Below are 20057 nucleotides of genomic sequence, written 5' to 3'. Positions count from 1 at the left end.
AGATACAATGAAAAAGGAATAAAACATAAGATTTTATAATTTTTTATAGATTTTTATAAGTTTTTAGTAACGGCTTTTAAGAAAAATTATACTCCTTTTACAGCGCAGGATTCAGCTATATATACAAATCTTTTTAATATAAATGGTACGTCATTAGTATTTCCTAATTGGGATGATAACAATAATATTTCTATTGTAAATGAACCATATCCGTCTTCAATCATAAATACATCAAATGTAGCTGATTTTTTTAATTATCCAACATATACATTAGCAGTTGTGAATAATGTAGTATATTTTTCTGATTCAGATAACACTAATAATGTAGATTCACTTTCATCTATCGATTTGAGCACTAAAGCATATACACCAAATCTTGTTAAAGGAAAAATATCTAGAATGATAAATAGTGACAATATATTATATTTTATTAATTCAAGTAAAGGGAAAAAGTTATTTTCTTTCGATCCTTCAAATAATGTTGAGACTTCAATATGTGATGACAGTATAGGAAATTATTTAGTAGATGGTGATGTGATATTGTATGAAAATAAAAGTGATAAATCAACTTTGTATAAAATCAATATTGATGGTACAGGAAAAGAAAAGTTGACTAATTTCTCTGTAAATAGTTTTGCACCATATTCAGGACAGATTTTAGCTATAAATTCACAAGATAATAATAATTTGTATTCTATAGATTTAAAAGATTTATCTGTGAAGAGATTAGCTATTATGAATGGAGAGGATTTGAAAGTCTTTAATGGACAACTATATTTTATAAATGTAGATAATAACAGACATCTTTCAACTATGTCTGTAGATTTAACACAGACATCTCCAACTGTAACTTTTAATGATATTTCAGATTATTCTGTAAATGAATATTATCCAACATCAAAGGGGATATTTGCACAAAAAGGTGTGAATGTAGATAATCCATACATTTTCTTGGCTGTATAGAAAATTTATATGAAAGTTAAAATGCTGTGTAAAAAATGAACGTAACAATAAATAACTAAGTAGTAGAATAAATAAATGGATAAATTAGAATATATTAAAAGAAAAGATTATTGAAGGACATATTAAAAATAATAATTCTGTAATTGTATACACGCTATTATATGGTATAATGTTTATGTAAATAAAAGAAAAAACTAAAATATATATTAAATTCAGCGGAATTTAAGAGTATAATATTTATTATCAAAAAATAAAAGTAAGGGGAATCATGAAGATGAATTATATTGGTGTTGATTTAGGCGGAACAAATATTGTTGTAGGTTTAGTTGATGAAGATGGTAAAATAGTAAAATCAATAAGCAGACCAACAGTTAAAGAAAGAGGAGTTGAACCTATCTTTGACGATATTTTTGATATGTGTAACGAACTTATAAATGAATTCAAATTAGATAAAACAAGTTTAAAGGGAATAGGAATAGGAATTCCAGGAACAATTGATGATAAAAACGGAGTTATTGTATATTCTAACAATATAAAAATAGATAATTTCAATGTAAGAGAATATGCTAAAGGAAAAATTGACTATGAAATAAAAATGGCTAATGATGCAGATAGTGCTGCATTAGGAGAAGTTGTAGCTGGTAGCGCTAAAGGATGTTCAGATGCAATAGTAGTAACACTTGGAACTGGTGTAGGTGGAGGAATAATAATTGGAGGCAAGATATTCTCAGGTTTCTATCCTGGTGGAGCTGAAGTTGGGCATCAAATTATTGAAGTTAATGGAAGACAATGCAGCTGTGGAAACAAGGGATGTTTTGAAGCATATTCTTCTGCAACTGCTTTAATTCTTGCTGCAAAGAAAAAGGCTGAAGCAAATAAAGATTCACTTTTATATAAATTAGTTGAAGGTGATATGGAAAAAATGAATGCAAAGGTACCTTTTGATGCAGATCAAGCAGGAGACAAAGCAGGACATGAAGTAATTGAAGAATATTTAGATTACTTAGCAGTTGGTGTTGCCAATCTTATAAATGTATTTAAACCAGAAGCTATACTTTTAGGTGGAGGAGTTTGTAAACAAGGTGAAAATTTAACAACTCCATTAAAGAAGAGAATTGAAAAACTTGCATATGCTGGAGATTTAAGAACAGAAATTAAAATTGCAAGTCTTGGAAATGATGCAGGATTAATAGGTGCTGCAATGCTTAACAAATAATATATTTTTGTTAACATAATAAATGAATAGATACTCAACATTAAAGTATGTTTAATATTATATTTGCTATTATTGTATATTAATAATTGTAACAGTATATGATATTATATGTGTTAAAAATGCAGCATAAATATTTTAATGTTGAGTTTTTTTGTATACAAAAGTTTTTACAGGATAATAATGAAGTGATACAATCATATAGTGGAATTAAGTATAAGTTAAAATTATACTTAAATTACAATAAAAGTATATAAAAGATTTGAATAGTAATTAATATGAGATAAAGATAAGGAGAGTAAAAATGAGTGATTTAAAAGACTTAAAAGAGTTAACTAGGGCAAAAGAAGCTCAAGAAAGAGAAGAAATGCAGAATAAGATACTTGAAAGACTTAAATCTATAAAAAGAGATGGAATAGATGAGCTTATAAAATATTTATTGGAAAAAACAGATTATTTTATAGCTCCAGCATCAACAAAATTTCATTCTAATTTTGATGGAGGATTAGCTTTTCATTCAGATAATGTAGTTGAACTTATGCTTCAAAAAAATAGACAATATAATTTGGGATTAAGCAATGATACAATATATTTAACTGGATATATGCATGATTTGTGTAAATGCAATATTTATGAAAAGACAATGAGATTAAAAAAAGATGAAATGACAGGAAAATGGATTGGTTATGCCTCTTATGAAATAAATGAAACTGTTCCATTAGGACATGGAGAAAAGAGTGTTATACTCTTGCAGCAGTTTGTAAAACTAACATTAGAGGAATGTCTTATGATAAGATGGCATATGGGAGCATATGTGCCAAAAGATGAATACAGAGATTACAATAAAGCAATAGAAATGTATAAATCTGTTCTGGCATTCAGCAATGCAGATGCAGAAGCTTCTCACTTTATGGAAGAAGTTAGAGAATCTCAAACTTATCCAATAGAAGAATATAATAAATTTGTAAAAGAAAAAGCTATGAAAAATAGAAATAAATAAATTATTTATAAGGCTTATGTACGAATTAAACTGTGTTATATAGCAGAAGTTCATGTACATAAGCCTTGTTTTTAGTTTTTTATGAATAAATTTAATAGTTATGAAAATAATAAGATATATTACATATTTTTAACAAAATGCCAATGTAAATTAACATTAATATAAATTTAAATTAACCTTAATGATGTATTGTTATAAATGGAAATATGAAATTATGTTTTTATAAATTTGAGGGGGTAAACAAATAATGAATAAGACGGCTAAAAAAATTATGGGAGCAATGCTTGCATTAACTATAATAGGTGGTGCATCTTATGGAATATCGAGTTTTACAAAAATATCAGAAGTAGATGCGGCAACTTCTTCTAATGTGAAATGGAATGGAAAAACACCTAAATATATTTTTATGTTTATAGGAGATGGAATGAGTTATCCACAAATTCAAGCAGCTCAATATTATAATGGAATTGAAGAAAATGGAGCTATAAATCCAGAAGAAGGGAATTATCCAACTCAAGAAAATTTATCATTTATGAATTTCCCAATAAGTGGAACAGCAACAACATATGATTCAACATCAATTTGTCCTGATTCTGCTTCAACTGCAACATCGCTTTCAACAGGAAACAAAACATTAAGCAGTGTCATAAATATGGATGAAACTAAAACAAAATCATATGAAACAATAACAGAAAAATTAAAGAAACAGTTAGGGTATAAAGTAGGAATTGTTACTTCAGTAAATTTAGATCATGCAACTCCAGGAGCTTATTATGCACATGTACCAGCAAGAAGTAAATATTATGATATGGGACTTCAGCTTGTAGATAGTGGATTTGATTATTTTGCTGGTGGTAAGTTCTTATCAGATAGTTCTAAAGAAGTTACTGAACAAGGTAAGACACCAATAGCTAAACTTGCACAGGAAAAAGGATATAAAGTTGCAGATACTGCAGATGAAATCAATAATTTAAAAAATGGTGATGACAAGGTTATTGCAATATGTCCAGATGATCAAGTGGAAGAAGAAAGTGGTGCATTAAAATATGATCTTGATAGAGAAGGAAATGAATTGACATTAGCACAATATACTAAAAAGGGAATTGAACTTTTGGATAATGACAAAGGATTTTTTATGATGGTTGAAGGTGGAAAAATTGACTGGGCAGGTCATGCTAATGATGCAGCATCAAGTATACATGATACAAATGCATTTGGAGATGCAGTTCAAGAAGCTGTGAATTTTTATAATAAACATCCTGAAGAAACTTTAATATTGGTTACAGGAGATCATGAAACTGGTGGACTTACACTTGGATTTGCAGGAACAAACTATGATACATACTTACAGAATTTACAAAATCAAAAGGTTTCATATACAGATTTTGATAGATATGTAGCAAAATATAGAGAAAATAAAACATCATTTGATGATGCAATGAAAGATGTTGAAGCACAATTTGGGTTAAAGAGAGCAGGATCAGAAGGTGAATCAACAAAAGGCGGAATGGTTCTTACAGAATTAGAAGAAGCTAAAATTAAAGAAGCTTATGAAAAAAGTATGATTGATAAGAATGATAGAAAATTAGATCAGAATGAATATGTATTATATGGAACATATGAGCCATTTACAGTAACTCTTACACATATATTAAATAATAAATCAGGCGTATCATACAGCTCATATTCACATACAGGACTTCCAGTAGCAGTAATGGCTAAGGGTGTTGGTCAGGATTTATTTAAAGGATATTATGATAATACTGATGTATTTTACAAATTAAAAGCTATTACAAAAATAGACTAGAAGGAGATAAAAATGCTTGGAGAAATTCATAGACGTAATACTATACCTATAGTAATCACATTGCTGACTATTATTATTTTAATATGTATTCCTAATAAATATCCCCAAAAGATTTATGAGAATACAGAAAGAGTCAGTGCAAGAGTGTTGAGTACAGATGAGAGTTTTGTTATAGATAATGGATTGATAAAAACTGGGGAGCAGCTTTGTGACATTGAAATACTCCAGGGAAAATTTAAAGGAAAAACTGTCACAGGAACTAATAGATTATCAGGTTCGTTAGAAAGAGATAAAATATTTGCACCAGATGATAAGATTCTTGTGACATTGGATTATGAAGGAGATGAAATAAGAGTTGCTACACTTGTTGATCATTATAGAATAAATTATGAAATTCTTCTGGCAGGTATATTTATAGTATTTCTTGTGGGTTTTTCGGGTATGGTTGGAATAAAAGCAATTTTATCATTCATATTTACAATACTAGCTATGTGGAAAATACTAATACCATTATTTTTAGATGGATACAATCCCATAGTTATAGGAATGATAACAACAGTCATATTAATATGTTTAATAATAGGATTAGTTTATGGAATTGATAAAAAATCTCTAGCTGCTATTATTGGTGCTCTGGCAGGCAGTCTTGTGACATGTTTTATGGCAATGTATTTTGTGAGTGGATTTAAAATTCATGGAGCTGTAATGTCTTATTCAGAAACTTTGCTCTATTCAGGATATGAGAGTCTTAATCTTACTGAAATATTTATTGCAAGTATATTTTTAGCTTCGTCAGGAGCTGTTATGGATGTTGCAGTAGATATAACTTCAGCAGTTGCTGAAGTAGTAGAAAAGAAACCTGAAATAACAAGAATAGAAGCTGTTAAATCTGGAATCAATGTTGGTCGCTCAATAATGGGAACTATGATGACGACTCTTCTTCTTGCTTATTCAGGAGGATATATTGGACTTCTTATGATTTTTGCTGCTCAAGGAACTCCAATAATAAATATTTTAAATTTAAAATATGTCTCATCAGAAATTTTGCATACTTTAATAGGAAGTTTTGGTCTTGTTACAGTGGCACCTTTTTCAGCAATAGCAAGTGGGATTTTGTTACCTGGTAATGCAGGCTTGTTATTAGAAAAGTGTGGAGATATATTAAAATTTAATAGCAGAAATTAAGTGGTTTTCATATTTGATTTTTATTATGAATATTAAATATGAAAATTTTCGGAAGTTATTATAATGAAAGCTGTGAAATTTGAAATTATACATTCAATTTTCACAGTTTTTAAATTTACATAAACTAAACAAAGAGTTTTATGTTAATTAACAAAAAAATAAAAACATATGATTTTTTATGATTGCAGAAGAGGATGATGAGGGGATTCTGTATAAATTAATATTAAATCAAAAGATAAATAATGATACAAAAAACTAAAAAATGGAATATGAATAAATTATAAAGTTATCGATCAATATATAACAATGAATAAATGTTAAAAAATGAATGCTAAAAATAACAAATGTATATAAAACATTGTTGAGATGAATGAAAATTATTAAATAGATAAAAAAGTAAAAAAATACGAAAATAGTAGAAAATTTATATCAAATATAGTACAATGTCAAAGGATAAGAAAAACTAAACTATAAGTTAAGTAATAGTAAGGTTATAAATACTAAACTTTTAAAATAGTATATAGTAATAAATATATATTTTTTGATTGACTTTTTTAAAGAAAGGCTGTGATGTCAGGTTGGAAAACAAGCTAAAGTTATATGGCTTTAACAACCTCACAAAGACACTTAGCTTTAACATCTATGATGTGTGCTATGCCAAAAGTGAGCGTGAGCAGAAGGACTATATTGCGTATATTGATGAACAGTATAATTCAGAAAGACTTACAAAAATTTTATGTGATGTAACCGATATTATTGGAGCTCATGTCCTGAATATATCAAAACAGGACTATGAACCTCAGGGAGCCAGTGTGACAATTCTTATAGCTGAAGAGTCAATGACTAATAGAATGAGTTCAGAACCTTCTTCTGTAGATAATAAAATAGATATGCATAAAGGCAGAGATACTGTTTTAGCTCATTTGGATAAGAGTCATGTTACAGTTCACACATATCCTGAATATCATCCACAGAATTCAATAGCTACTTTTCGTGTAGATATTGATGTATCTACATGTGGAGAAGTATCACCTTTAAATGCTCTAAATTATCTTATTGGAAGTTTTGATTCAGATATAATAACAGCAGATTATCGTGTCAGAGGATTTACACGTGATGTTGATGGAAAGAAACTTTATATGGACCATAAGATAACATCAATTCAGGATTATATTAATAAAGAGACACTTGAAAAATATGACGCAGTGGATATAAATGTATATCAGGCAAATTTGTTTCATACAAAGATGCTCATAAAGGATATGGAACTTCAAAATTATCTTTTTAATAGAGATGTTTATGAGATTAAACCTAAGCAGAGACTTGAAATAGAGAGTAATCTCCGTAAAGAAATGATTGAAATTTTCAGTGGAAGCAATATATACGATTAGGAGATGAGGTACGTGAACAATCAAAAAGATAAAGAAAAGCATATTAAGGCTCCTATATATGAAGCTTTAATAAAATATAAGGCTGCAAGAGTAGTGCCATTTGATGTTCCTGGACATAAGCAGGGAAGAGGAAACCCAATGCTCAAGGAATTTTTAGGAGAAAAGTGTCTTTCAGTAGATGTAAATTCAATGAAGCCTTTGGACAATCTTTGTCATCCAGTTTCTGTAATAAAGGAAGCGGAAGAATTGGCAGCAGATGCTTTTAATGCAAAACATGCGTTTTTTATGGTTAATGGAACCACTTCAGCAGTACAGGCTATGGTTATGAGTGTGTGCAAAAGAGGCGAAAAAATAATAATGCCGCGTAATGTTCATAGAAGTGCTATAAATGCACTTGTTATAAGTGGTGCAATACCAGTTTATATAAATCCAGGGGTTAATAAAAAGTTCGGAATACCGCTTGGCATGAGCGTTAAAGATGTTGAAAGAGCGATAAAGGAAAATCCTGATGCTAAAGCTGTAATGGTAAACAATCCCACATATTATGGAATATGTTCAAATTTAAAAAAGATAACAGAGATAGCTCATGCTCATGGAATGTATGTATTAGTTGATGAGGCTCATGGAACACATTTTTATTTTGGTGATAACATGCCAGTTTCAGCTATGGAAGCTAGAGCAGATATGGCTGCTGTGAGCATGCATAAAACTGGAGGATCGTTGACTCAGAGTTCATTTCTATTGTTAAATTGTGATCTTCATGTTGGATATGTACGTCAGATAATAAATCTTACTCAGACTACAAGTGGTTCATATCTTTTGATGTCATCTCTGGATTTGGCAAGAAGAGATCTTGTTTTGAATGGAAAAAAAACATTTGAAAAAGTGATTAATATGGCAGAATATGCAAGAAGTGAAATAAATAAGATTGGTGGATATTATGCTTTTTCACAAGAGTTGATTGATGGTGATGAGGTATTTGATTTTGATAGAACAAAATTATCGATTTTTACAAGAGATATAGGACTTGCTGGAATAGAAGTATATGATATTTTGAGAGATGAATATGGAATACAGATTGAATTTGGAGATATTGCTAATATTCTTGCAATAATTTCCGTGGGAGACAAGGAACTTACAATAGAAAGGCTTATATCAGCTTTATATGAAATTAAGAGAGTTCACTCAAAAGATAAAGCTGGAATGTTTGACCATGAATATATAAATCCAGAGGTAATTCTTACTCCACAAGAAGCCTTTTATGCAGATAAAAAATCAATTCCTATGAATGAAAGTAGCGGATGTATCTGTGCTGAATTTGTAATGTGCTATCCTCCAGGAATCCCTATTCTTGCACCAGGTGAAAAAATAACTACAGAAATCTTAGATTATATAGATTATGCCAAAGAAAAGGGATGTTTCTTAACTGGAACTGAAGATGTGAATATTGAAAATATAAATGTAGTAGAGGGGTGAAATTATGGGAATGGAACTTTGGTATACGGAACAGCATACAGAAAATGTACGATTTTCAATAAAAGTTGAAAAGCAGCTTCATAGTGAACAGACAGAATTTCAGAGAATAGATATTTTAGAATCTAAGGAATTTGGAAGAATATTTACTCTTGATGGACTTATGATGGTTGCAGAAAAAGATGAGTTTATATATCATGACATGATTGTACATGTTCCTATGGCAGTAAATCCTGATATTAAAAATGTTCTTGTTATTGGTGCTGGCGATGGAGGAACTATAAGAGAGCTTACAAAATACGATTCAATTGAAAGTATAGATATGGTTGAAATAGATAAGAGAGTAGTAGAGGTATGTAAAGAATACCTTCCACAGACAGCATGTAAACTTGATGATAAAAGAGTAAATATGCATTTTGAAGATGGATTAAAATTTGTGAGAAATAAGGAAAATGAATATGATCTTATAATAGTTGATTCAACAGATCCATTTGGACCAGGTGAAGGATTGTTTACAAAAGAATTTTATGGAAACTGCTATAAGGCATTAAAAGAAGATGGAATATTAGTTAATCAGCATGAAAGTCCTTATTATGAAGCTTATGCAAAGGCTATGAATGCAGCCCATGAAAAGATATATGGACTATTTAAAATTCACAGGGTATATCAGGCTCATATTCCAACATATCCATCAGGACACTGGCTTTTTGGCTTTGCTTCAAAAAAGTATGATCCTATAAAGGATTTGAAGGCAGACGAGTGGAATAATCTTGGAATAGAAACTAAGTATTATAATACAGAATTACATGTGGGATGCTTTGCACTTCCTAACTATGTAAAAAAACTATTGGAAGTAAATAAATAAATAGCCATAAAAAGATATTACAGATATGTAAAGTAAAACAAGCTGTTTATCTTAAATAGAAAATATGAAGTTCTATAGGTTATAGATGAACACAATAATATAAAATTGATTAAAAATGGAGGAATGAAGAATGGGAAGAGCTTTAATAATTGGTGCAGGCGGAGTTGCGAGTGTTGCAATTCATAAGTGTTGTCAAAATTCTGAGGTATTTGAAGAAATCTGTATTGCAAGCAGAACATTATCAAAATGTGATGCTTTAAAAGAAAAATTACAAGGCGGAAAAACAAAGATACAGACAGCTAAAGTTGATGCTGATAATGTTGATGAATTAATTGCTTTAATAAATGATTTTAAACCAGATGTAGTTATTAATCTTGCACTTCCATATCAGGATTTGACTATAATGGATGCATGTTTGGCTACAAAGGTTCACTATGTTGATACAGCTAATTATGAGCCTCTTGATACAGCTAAATTTGAATATAAATGGCAGTGGGCATATAAAGAAAAATTTGAGAAAGCTGGTATAACAGCATTGCTTGGAAGTGGATTTGATCCAGGGGTAACTGGAGTATTTTCAGCTTATGCACAAAAACACTATTTTGATGAAATTCACTACATAGATATTGTGGATGCTAATGCTGGTGATCATGGATATCCATTTGCAACTAACTTTAACCCAGAAATAAATATAAGAGAAATCACAGCCAAGGGAAGTTATTGGGAAGAAGGAAAGTGGGTTGAAACTGAACCTCTTGAATTAAAAGAAGTTTATGATCTTCCACAAATAGGACCAAAGGATATCTACCTTTTACATCATGAAGAATTAGAATCTTTAGGAATTAATATAAAGGGCATAAAGAGAATAAGATTTTGGATGACATTTTCAGAAAAATATCTTACTCATTTAAGAGTTCTTGAAAATGTTGGTATGACTTCAATAGAACCAATTGATTTCGAGGGACAGAAAATAGTACCATTACAATTCTTAAAGGCAGTACTTCCAGATCCTGCTTCACTTGGACCAAGAACTAAAGGAAAAACTAATATAGGATGTATTTTCCAAGGTATTAAAGATGGAAAACCTAGAACATATTATGTATATAATGTGTGTGATCATCAAGAATGTTATAAAGAAGTAGGTTCACAGGCTATTTCATATACAACAGGAGTTCCAGCTATGATTGGTGCAAGTATGATATTAAAAGGTTTATGGAATAAGCCAGGAGTTCACAATATAGAAGAATTTGATCCAGATCCATTTATGGAAGCATTAAATAAATGGGGATTGCCATGGATTGAAGATTTTAATCCTGTATTAATCAAATAAAAAAGTGGCTGTGCCACTTTTTTATTCTGTCATTGTTAATTGTGATAAATAATAATGAAATGGAGGAAGAAGATTGTTAAACGATATTGACATAAATAAATTACCTTCACCATGTTATATTGTAGATGAGAGGCTTTTGAAAAAAAATCTTGAGATTTTAGACAAGGTTCAAAAGAAAACTGGAGCGCAAGTTATTTTAGCAACAAAAGCATTTTCTATGTTTTCTACTTTTCCTTTGATTGGAAAATATTTAAGTGGAGTTACATCAAGTTCTTTATTTGAAGCTAGACTTGGATATGAAGAAATGGGAAAACAGGTTCATATATTCTCACCTGCTTATAGAGAAGATGAATTTGATGAAATAATGAAATATTCAGATCATATTATTTTTAATTCATTTAGTCAATGGAAATTATATAGAGATAAGGTGAAAAAGTATAATAATGAAAATGAAAAGAAAATAGAGTGTGGATTAAGAATTAATCCTGAATATTCAGAAATTGAAACTGATATATATAATCCTTGCTTTGAAAATTCAAGAATGGGTATTACTTTAGAAAATTTTGAACCAGCTGAGCTTGAAGGAATAAATGGATTACATTTTCATACTATGTGTGAACAGAATTCTGATACATTGGCACGTACAATAAAAATTGTTGATGAAAAATTTGGAAAGTATATTAAGAATATGAGATGGTTGAATTTTGGAGGAGGACATCATATAACAAGAGAAGATTATGATATGGAAACTCTGGTAAATTCAATATTATATATGAAAAATAAATATAACATTGAAATATATCTAGAACCTGGTGAAGCTGTTGCATTAAACAGTGGTTTTCTTGTATGTACAGTTCTTGATATCATAAAGAATGGAATGGATATAGCAATACTAGATACTTCAGCAGCATGCCATATGCCAGATGTGCTTGAAATGCCATACAGGCCACAGATTATTGGAGCTGGAAATCCAGGAGAATATGAATATACATATCGATTTGGAGGCCCAACATGTCTCGCAGGAGATATTATAGGTGATTATTCATTTGAAAGACCATTAAAAATTGGTGACAGATTGGTATTTTGTGATATGGCTATATATTCCATGGTTAAGAACAATACATTTAATGGTATAAATATTCCTTCAATAGTTAAGTATAGTGAAGAAAATGGCGTGGAAATAATCAAAGAATTTGGATATGAAGACTTTAAAGGAAGATTATCATAAAATATTTGGAGATTTGAATTTGCAGCAATTGAGCTGAAGCATAAAATTAGATAACATGTCCTAAAATAATGCAACAGCTCCTGCAAATACATATAAGAAATTAATAATAATAGATACTAAAGGTTGTATATATCTGAAAACTCAATATTATATCTTTCAATATTAGCACCAAGCATTTTTGAATATATATTATGACTATTAGCATCAGTGGTTGCTTTATCTGAAGTTGTTATTGGAATTGTAAAGATTATTTCGGCTCCATTTTCCAAGTCAGTATTTGCCCAGACATCACCTTGATGCATATTTACAAGAGATTTTACAAGAGAGAGTCCAAGACCACTTCCTTCACACCTTCTTGTTAAAAGATTGTCAACCTGTGTAAAACGCTCAAAAATTAATTCTGCATTTTGTGGATCTATGGATATTCCATCATCTTTTACAGAAACAATTAATTTGTCAATGTTTTCATTTAATGATAGATTTACTTGAATAATTCCATTTAAATCAGTAAATTTCACAGCATTTGAAAGAAGATTTAACATAATTGTTTCAATTTTTTCTGGATCACATGATGTAAATACTTCTTCTTCAGTAGTATCAAAAATTATAGTCCTATTTTTGTTACCAATGTGATCAGCAACTGAAAGGACAATGTTTTCAATAAGATCAACTATATTGCAATATACTAAATTTAATTCATAATGATTTTCATCGATTTTGGTTGTATCGAGTAAATTGTTTACAAGACGTAGAAGCCTGTAAGAATTCTGTGTTATAACTTTTGTGTATTTAAGTATTTTATCATCATTAGACTTAAGTGATTTACAATCATTAAAATATATTGCAATCAATTGGATTGTTGTAAGAATGATGTTTATTGGAGTTCTGAATTCATGAGATATATTTGCAAAAAAATCAGTTTTTAAATTTCCTAATTCAATTGCTTTTTCAAGTTCTAGTTTTGTGTTTTTTAAAGTTATTTTATAACTTATATCTTTTGCAGTTAATATTATACGATTTGTTGATTGTATAAGACTCCAATTCCATTCAAGATATTTATATGAACCATTTTTACATTTGTAACGGTTTATAAGTCCATATCCTTTATGAGTATTAGAATTATGTGCAGCTTCACGTATTTTATAAGAATTATCATAATCATCAGGATGTATAAGGTCTTGATATTTCACCATTTTTATATCGTCTTTAGACCATCCTAAAGATGATGTGAAATTATTATTGAAATCAATAAAAGTACCATCAAAATCAACCAGAATCCATAAATCAGATGCAGTATTTAAAATTAGTTGGAGTTCTTCAGCTTTTAAATCTGTAACTTCATTAAAAAAATATAAGAAGTAATCTGTTTTATCTGAATGTTTTTTCAAAGGCATCTTAGAAATTTCAAAACAATGTTTTTGTCCATCAACACCATCAATCAAAATTTTATTTTCGCCTGTTATCAAATTATTTAAATTGGTAATATTACATGGATTTGAAAGATCGAATATGTTAAAAAATGCAGTATTTGCAAAAGTATATGTATTATTTTGATCTTGAGCTAATATTGGATTAGGAATAGAGTTTAATATATTTTTTAAATCTTCTAAATCGTAATTACAACTTATTTGATTAATACCCAAGTTTACCATAGTCATCCCTCACTTTTAGAATTATTTTTAATAGAAAAATAATTCATTATACAATTAAAATTATATGAGTATTTTTTTACTTAATCAACTAAAAAGAGAAAAAAATGTAATGGAATGATGTTTTTAAAGTTTAGAATAAATAAATTAGCAGAAATGGGAGGATTATTTTATGAAAAAGAATATAGAAACATTTATTGGTTGTGATAATAATTATGAAGAAGCAAAAATTGTTATATTTGGAGCTCCATTTGATTCAACAACATCATTTAGACCAGGAACAAGGTTTGCAAGCAAAACGATGAGAAGTGAATCATTTGGTATTGAAACCTACAGTCCATATCAAGATAAAGATCTTGAAGATATAGAAGTTTTTGATGGAGGCGATCTTGAATTAAGATTTGGAAATCCAGAAAGCGCGTTAAATGATATTCAAAAGTTTACTGGAAGAATAATTTCTGATAATAAGATACCATGTATGATTGGAGGTGAACATCTTGTTACATTAGGAGCATTCAGAGCTGTATCAGAAAAATATCCTGATGTTCATGTCATTCATTTTGATGCACATGCAGATTTAAGAGAAGAATATTTAGGACAGCATTTGTCTCATGCAACAGTTATGCATAGAGTGTGGGATATAATAGGTGATGGAAGGATATATCAGTTTGGAATAAGATCAGGAGATAGAAGTGAAATATATTGGGGAAGAAATCATGTTTATACAAATAAATTTAATTTTAATACATTAGAAGAAGTTGTTGATAAATTAAAGGGAAAACCTGTATATTTCACATTAGATTTAGATGTTTTAGATCCATCTGTATTTCCTGGAACAGGAACTCCTGAAGCAGGTGGGGTTACGTTTATGGAACTTTTAAATGCAGTATTGAAAGTTTCAGAACTTAATATTGTAGGAATGGATATAAATGAACTTTCTCCAGTATATGATCAAAGTGGAAGTTCTACAGCATTAGCGTGTAAGATATTAAGAGAATTGTTATTATGTGTTGGAAAGTAATTGATAGAAGTCTTTTTATGATTAAAATGATTATAAATTTAAGAGAAGTATTTTACTAAAAATTGACTTGGTTTTACTCATATAATAAACTATAGTTATAGATTTTACATGATTGTTTTGAACATTTATTCATTTTAGAATTCAGGGTATGTGTAATGCAAGATAAAAAACTATTTGGTATATGTAAAATACAAAGTTTGAGATGTAAAAATATAATTGCAACATACATATATTCTAATAATTATAGGAATCTTGCAAAGATTTCATCATTCATTGTAAATTGTACATTATTAGTTGGAATATATTAAAACAAAATAAATAATTTAGAGGTGGATGATTTATGGCAACCATAAAGGAAATAGCATCAAAGGCAGGAGTATCTATATCAACTGTTTCAAGAGTTCTTAATTTTGATGAGACATTAAATGTGTCAGATTCAACAAGACAAAAAATATTAAAGATTGCAGATGAATTGGAGTATACACCATCCAATAAAAAAAAGAAGAATAAGAAAAATAATAAAACAGTAGGAATTTTATGCTGGTGTAATTATGAAGAAGAATTAGGTGATCCATATTATCTTTCAATAAGACTTACAGTTGAAAAACTATGCAGTAGTAAGAATATAAATTTGATAAAATTGGATGAAAATATGGATTTGAAAATAGCCAAAGAATTGATAGGGATAATAGTCATAGGAAATTACTATAGTGATATGGTAGAAAGAATGGCTGATGATAATGATAATATAATTTATATCGATTATTGTCCAAATGAATATAAATACGACTCAGTAACAATAGATAAGAAAAAAGCAACAAGACTTTTATTAAATTATTTATATGATTTAGGCCATAGGAAGATTGGTTTGATTGGTGGAAAAGTTTTTGATGAAGATAATGATGACAGCAGCATGAAAATAGATGAAAGAGATGTAGAATATCAATATTTTATGAAACGTAAAGGAATATATAATCCTAAATTTATATATCCAGTAGAAAGAATGACTTTTAAGAGCGGATATGAACTTACCAAAAAGTTACTTGAAAATGATGAGATACCTACAGCTATTTTTGTTGAAAATGATACTATGGCAGTAGGTGCATATAAAGCTATAGCAGAAAAAGGAATGGTCATTCCAGATGACATAAGCATTGTTGGTTTTAATGATCAGCCTAGTGCTAAATACATGTTCCCATCATTAACTACGGTAAAACTTTCTACAGAATATCTTGCAGATGCTGCTGTTGATTTGTTGCTTGAAAATGCAGAAGGAAATAGATCTTATAAAAAGAAAGTAGTTATACCTGTAGAGATTAAAATAAGAAAAAGCTGTAAAAAGTTATAATGAAAAAGTTTACTAATTTTTAATTGGTAAACTTTTTTGATTTAGAAATTATTTATAAAAAAATACCAAAAAATTAAAAAAATCCAAAAATTATAAATTTAGTTTTATCAAAAATATAAAAAAAATCCTAATTGAAACAAAGATTATAATAACGTTTACAATCAAGCAGCTGATATAATGTAAACAAATACAGGAACTGATTATTTTGGCTCAAAAGTATGGAAACAATTTAAGGGGGAGTTAATTATGAAATTAAAAAAAATAATGGCATTAGCTATGACAGCAATGTTAGGTTTAGGAATGATTGGATGCGGCTCATCAGCAGAAAGTGAAAGTACAAGCAGTTCGGGAAACAATAATGACAATACAATAACAGTGTGGGCATGGGATGATACATTCAACATTAAAGCTGCTAACATGGCAAAAGAAAGATATTTAAAAGATCACCCTGATGTAACTATAAATGTTGTTAGTATGGCACAAGATGATGTAGTACAAAAATTAAATACAAGCTTATCATCAGGTACTTATGATGGACTTCCAAATGTAGTTCTTATAGAAGATTATAAGATTCAAAATTATCTTTTATCATATCCAGGAGAAATTAAAGATTTATCAGCATATATAGATCCAAGCAAGTTTATGGATTATAAATTAGGATTCATGACAGAAGGAGACAAAGTATATGGAGTACCATTTGATAGTGGTGTATCTGGGTTGTTTTATAGAACAGATTTGATTGAACAGGCAGGATACACTAAAGAAGATATGAAGGATATAACTTGGGAAAAATATATTGAGATCGGTAAAGCAGTTAAAGAAAAAACTGGTAAAAAGATGTTAACAATAGATCCAAGTGATTTAAATCAATTAAGAATAATGATGCAATCAGCAGGAAGCTGGTATGTAGATGCTGATGGTAAAGTAAGTATTGATAATAATCAGGCATTAAGAGATGCTGTTGAAATTTATAAACAAATAGTAGATGCAGACATAGCTAAACAGGTATCAGGATGGGATTCATTTATTTCAGCATTTCAAAGTGGTGATGTTGCATCAGCTATAAATGGATGCTGGTTATCTTCTTCAATTCAAGCAGCGGAAGATCAAAAAGGTAAATGGGCAGTAGCAGCAACTCCAAGAATGGGCAATAATCCAAATTCAATAAATGCTTCAAATAGTGGTGGAAGCAGCTGGTATGTATTAGATAAAGTTGGAAATTCTGATTTGGCAGCAGATTTCTTAAAAGAAACATTTGCATCAAGTGATGATTTAATGAATGATTTAGTTCCAGCAATCAGCTTAGTAAGTACATTAAAATCTGCAAGCAGCAGTGAAAATTATAATACTGAAGTTGAATTTTATGGTGGTCAGCAGGTATTTAAAGATTTTGCTAAATGGGCAGAACAAATTCCAAGTGTTAACTATGGACTTCATACTTATGCTTTAGAAAATATCATGTCAGAAGGTATGCAGGAAATAGTTGCTGGTGGAGATATTGATGAAGCACTTAAAAAAACTCAGGCTCAAGCTGAAGCATCAGTAAATCAATAATTATATTTTTGCAATCTCATAATATCTTAAATGGAAATAAAAAGCATTCAGGTGGAATGGAAATTCCATCTGAATACTAAAAAAACATATAAACCACTTGTCAAATATAATGTGGGGATATTTGACAAATGGTTTTAGAAAATAAAGGAGTGATAATAATGAAAAAAAGCAAAAATGCTGGAATAGAGAGCAGAACTAATAAATGGGGATGGGGCTTCGTATCATTAAGTATAATATTTATTTCATTATTTGTTTTTTATCCAACAGTGCAATCGTTTATAACATCATTACAATCAGGAATGGGGAATAACCTTAAATTTGCTGGATTGAGTAATTATACAAGATTGATGAGCGATGATACATTTAAAAAAGCAGTAGGAAATACTTTTTTATATCTTATAGTTCAGGTTCCAGTTATGATAGTTTTAGCACTTATCATAGCAACAGTATTAAATGATCCTAAATTGAAATTTAAGGGCTTTTTTAGAACTTCTATATTTTTACCATGTATAACATCATTAGTTGCATATTCAATCATAATGAAAAGTATATTTGCTTCAAATGGTCTTGTTAATAAATTGCTTATGGCATTACATGTTATTTCAGTACCAATAGAATGGGTTACAGATCCTTTCTGGGCCAAAATATTAATAATAATTGCAATAACTTGGAGATGGACAGGATATAACATGATATTCTATTTATCAGGTCTTCAAAATATAGACCCATCAATCTATGAAGCTGCAGATATAGACGGGGCTTCATCATTCAAAAAATTCACAAAAATAACAGTTCCACTATTAAAACCAATAATTCTATTTACAACCATAACTTCAACAATTGGTACATTACAGTTATTTGATGAAGTTATGAATATTACAAAAGGTGGACCAGCCAACGCAACTACAACGATTTCACACTATATTTATAATTTATGTTTCACATATACACCAAATTTTGGTTATGCAGCAGCTGTTGCTTATGTAGTAGTTATAATGATTGTAATTTTATCATTAATCCAATTTAAAGTAGGAGGGGACGACTAATGAGTAAGAAAAAATTAGGAAAATCAATGGGGTTAAAATATCTATTTTTAAGTATTGCAGCATTTATATCCATATTCCCTTTCTTTTGGATGATTATAAGCGCTACAAATAAATCAGTAGATGTAACACGAGGTAAATTGACATTTGGAAGTAACCTTTTGGTAAATTTAAGTAACCTTTTAAGCTCAGATCTTGGATTTGTACGTTCATTAGGAAATTCAGCTATAATAGCAATAATAACAACAGTTCTTGCTTTAATAGTTTCATCTATTGCTGGATATGGATTTGAGATATTTAGAACACCTGCGAGAGATAAGGTTTTTACAATACTTCTTTTATCTATGATGGTGCCATTCTCAGCATTGATGATTCCACTTTATAAATTATTTGCATCACTTAATGGAACTCCATTGAAAATTATGGGATTAAACTCATATCTTGCTGTATTGTTGCCAAGCATTTCAACAGCATTCCTCATATTCTTCTTTAGACAAAACACAAAATCATTTCCTAAAGATATATTGGAAGCAGCAAGAATTGATGGTTTGGGAGAATTTGCAATATTTTTTAAAATGTATATGCCAACAATGAAAACTACTTATGCAGCAGGTGCTATCATAACATTTATGAATAGTTGGAACAATTACTTATGGCCATTGCTTGTACTACAATCTCCAGAAAAGAGAACTGTACCATTAATACTTTCTACATTAGGTTCAAGCTATTCTCCAGATTATGGATTGATAATGATAGCTATAGTAATTGCAACATTACCAACAGCAATAGTATTCTTTACAATGCAGAAACATTTTGTTGCAGGTATGCTTGGATCTGTTAAATAATCGTTTAAATATAGAATATTACTAATATATGACCTCAATTAAAAAATATTAAAATTATTTAAAATGAATTGTGAATTATAAGAAAAGATTAATTGACAGAAGAAATGTTAATTAATCTTTCTTATTAAGTAAGATATAATTT

17 protein-coding genes are annotated in these 20057 nt (G+C 29.3%); 15 read left to right on the top strand and 2 right to left on the bottom strand.

The annotated features are described in order from the left end of the window. Positions 1–86 precede the first annotated feature (86 nt). Positions 87–224 carry a hypothetical protein gene (locus tag Q0F58_RS06505; RefSeq protein ID WP_294373942.1) on the bottom strand — a complete coding sequence of 46 codons (138 nt, stop codon included), beginning with the start codon at positions 222–224 and terminating at the stop codon, positions 87–89. 55 nt (positions 225–279) lie between these two features. Here Q0F58_RS06505 and Q0F58_RS06500 point away from each other — a divergent pair, with 55 nt between their 5' ends. From Q0F58_RS06500 to nspC, 10 genes are all read left to right on the top strand, one after another. Next, a complete protein-coding gene (locus Q0F58_RS06500) occupies positions 280–963 on the top strand; it encodes a DUF5050 domain-containing protein (RefSeq protein WP_294373940.1) in 684 nt (227 codons plus the stop codon). A 274-nt stretch (positions 964–1237) separates the two neighbouring features. Beyond that, entirely contained in the window at positions 1238–2179 is a 942-nt protein-coding gene (locus tag Q0F58_RS06495; protein WP_294373937.1) for an ROK family protein, read from the top strand. 301 nt (positions 2180–2480) lie between these two features. Beyond that, the gene (locus tag Q0F58_RS06490; RefSeq protein ID WP_294373936.1) at positions 2481–3176 is read left to right on the top strand and encodes a hypothetical protein; all 696 of its coding nucleotides are present in this window, start codon (positions 2481–2483) and stop codon (positions 3174–3176) included. 247 nt (positions 3177–3423) lie between these two features. Beyond that, the gene (locus Q0F58_RS06485) at positions 3424–4983 is read left to right on the top strand and encodes an alkaline phosphatase (RefSeq protein ID WP_294373934.1); all 1560 of its coding nucleotides are present in this window, start codon (positions 3424–3426) and stop codon (positions 4981–4983) included. Positions 4984–4995: 12 nt separating this feature from the next. Continuing rightward, a complete protein-coding gene (locus Q0F58_RS06480) occupies positions 4996–6168 on the top strand; it encodes a YibE/F family protein (RefSeq protein WP_294373933.1) in 1173 nt (390 codons plus the stop codon). 578 nt (positions 6169–6746) lie between these two features. Further along, positions 6747–7559 carry an adenosylmethionine decarboxylase gene (gene speD / locus Q0F58_RS06475; RefSeq protein WP_294373932.1) on the top strand — a complete coding sequence of 271 codons (813 nt, stop codon included), beginning with the start codon at positions 6747–6749 and terminating at the stop codon, positions 7557–7559. 12 nt (positions 7560–7571) lie between these two features. After that, positions 7572–9035 (top strand): aminotransferase class I/II-fold pyridoxal phosphate-dependent enzyme, encoded by a 1464-nt coding sequence (locus Q0F58_RS06470; RefSeq protein ID WP_294373930.1) that lies wholly within the window; start codon positions 7572–7574, stop codon positions 9033–9035. 10 nt (positions 9036–9045) lie between these two features. Beyond that, complete coding sequence (gene speE / locus Q0F58_RS06465; RefSeq protein ID WP_294373944.1) at positions 9046–9897, top strand: polyamine aminopropyltransferase; 852 nt, start codon at positions 9046–9048, stop codon at positions 9895–9897. Between the two features lie 130 nt (positions 9898–10027). Further along, complete coding sequence (locus Q0F58_RS06460; RefSeq protein ID WP_294373928.1) at positions 10028–11227, top strand: saccharopine dehydrogenase family protein; 1200 nt, start codon at positions 10028–10030, stop codon at positions 11225–11227. A 73-nt stretch (positions 11228–11300) separates the two neighbouring features. Then, the gene (nspC, locus tag Q0F58_RS06455) at positions 11301–12455 is read left to right on the top strand and encodes a carboxynorspermidine decarboxylase (protein ID WP_294373926.1); all 1155 of its coding nucleotides are present in this window, start codon (positions 11301–11303) and stop codon (positions 12453–12455) included. Between the two features lie 116 nt (positions 12456–12571). On the opposite strand, the gene Q0F58_RS06450 is transcribed toward nspC, so the two are convergent. After that, positions 12572–14107: a PAS domain-containing sensor histidine kinase gene (locus Q0F58_RS06450; protein ID WP_294373923.1), complete on the bottom strand. Its 1536-nt coding sequence runs from the start codon at positions 14105–14107 to the stop codon at positions 12572–12574. Between the two features lie 169 nt (positions 14108–14276). Here Q0F58_RS06450 and speB point away from each other — a divergent pair, with 169 nt between their 5' ends. The 5 genes from speB (at position 14277) to Q0F58_RS06425 (ending at position 19915) form a co-directional block, all read left to right on the top strand. Then, positions 14277–15125: an agmatinase gene (gene speB / locus Q0F58_RS06445; RefSeq protein ID WP_294373920.1), complete on the top strand. Its 849-nt coding sequence runs from the start codon at positions 14277–14279 to the stop codon at positions 15123–15125. Positions 15126–15465: 340 nt separating this feature from the next. Then, positions 15466–16473, top strand: coding sequence for a LacI family DNA-binding transcriptional regulator (locus Q0F58_RS06440; RefSeq protein ID WP_294373917.1), 1008 nt, complete (start codon positions 15466–15468; stop codon positions 16471–16473). A gap of 246 nt (positions 16474–16719) precedes the next feature. Then, a complete protein-coding gene (locus Q0F58_RS06435) occupies positions 16720–18027 on the top strand; it encodes an ABC transporter substrate-binding protein (protein ID WP_294373914.1) in 1308 nt (435 codons plus the stop codon). A gap of 158 nt (positions 18028–18185) precedes the next feature. Further along, the gene (locus tag Q0F58_RS06430) at positions 18186–19073 is read left to right on the top strand and encodes a carbohydrate ABC transporter permease (RefSeq protein ID WP_294373912.1); all 888 of its coding nucleotides are present in this window, start codon (positions 18186–18188) and stop codon (positions 19071–19073) included. Continuing rightward, positions 19073–19915 (top strand): carbohydrate ABC transporter permease, encoded by an 843-nt coding sequence (locus tag Q0F58_RS06425; protein WP_294373909.1) that lies wholly within the window; start codon positions 19073–19075, stop codon positions 19913–19915. The genes Q0F58_RS06430 and Q0F58_RS06425 overlap by 1 nt, the downstream gene beginning before the upstream one ends. The last annotated feature ends 142 nt before the right edge of the window (positions 19916–20057 follow it).

Origin of the sequence: uncultured Clostridium sp. (assembly GCF_934754915.1) — a bacterium.
In the GTDB taxonomy this organism is placed as follows: Bacteria; Bacillota; Clostridia; order Clostridiales; family Clostridiaceae; genus Clostridium.
Note: the sequence above shows the minus strand (reverse complement) of the source record. Positions and strands in the feature narration are given on the sequence as shown.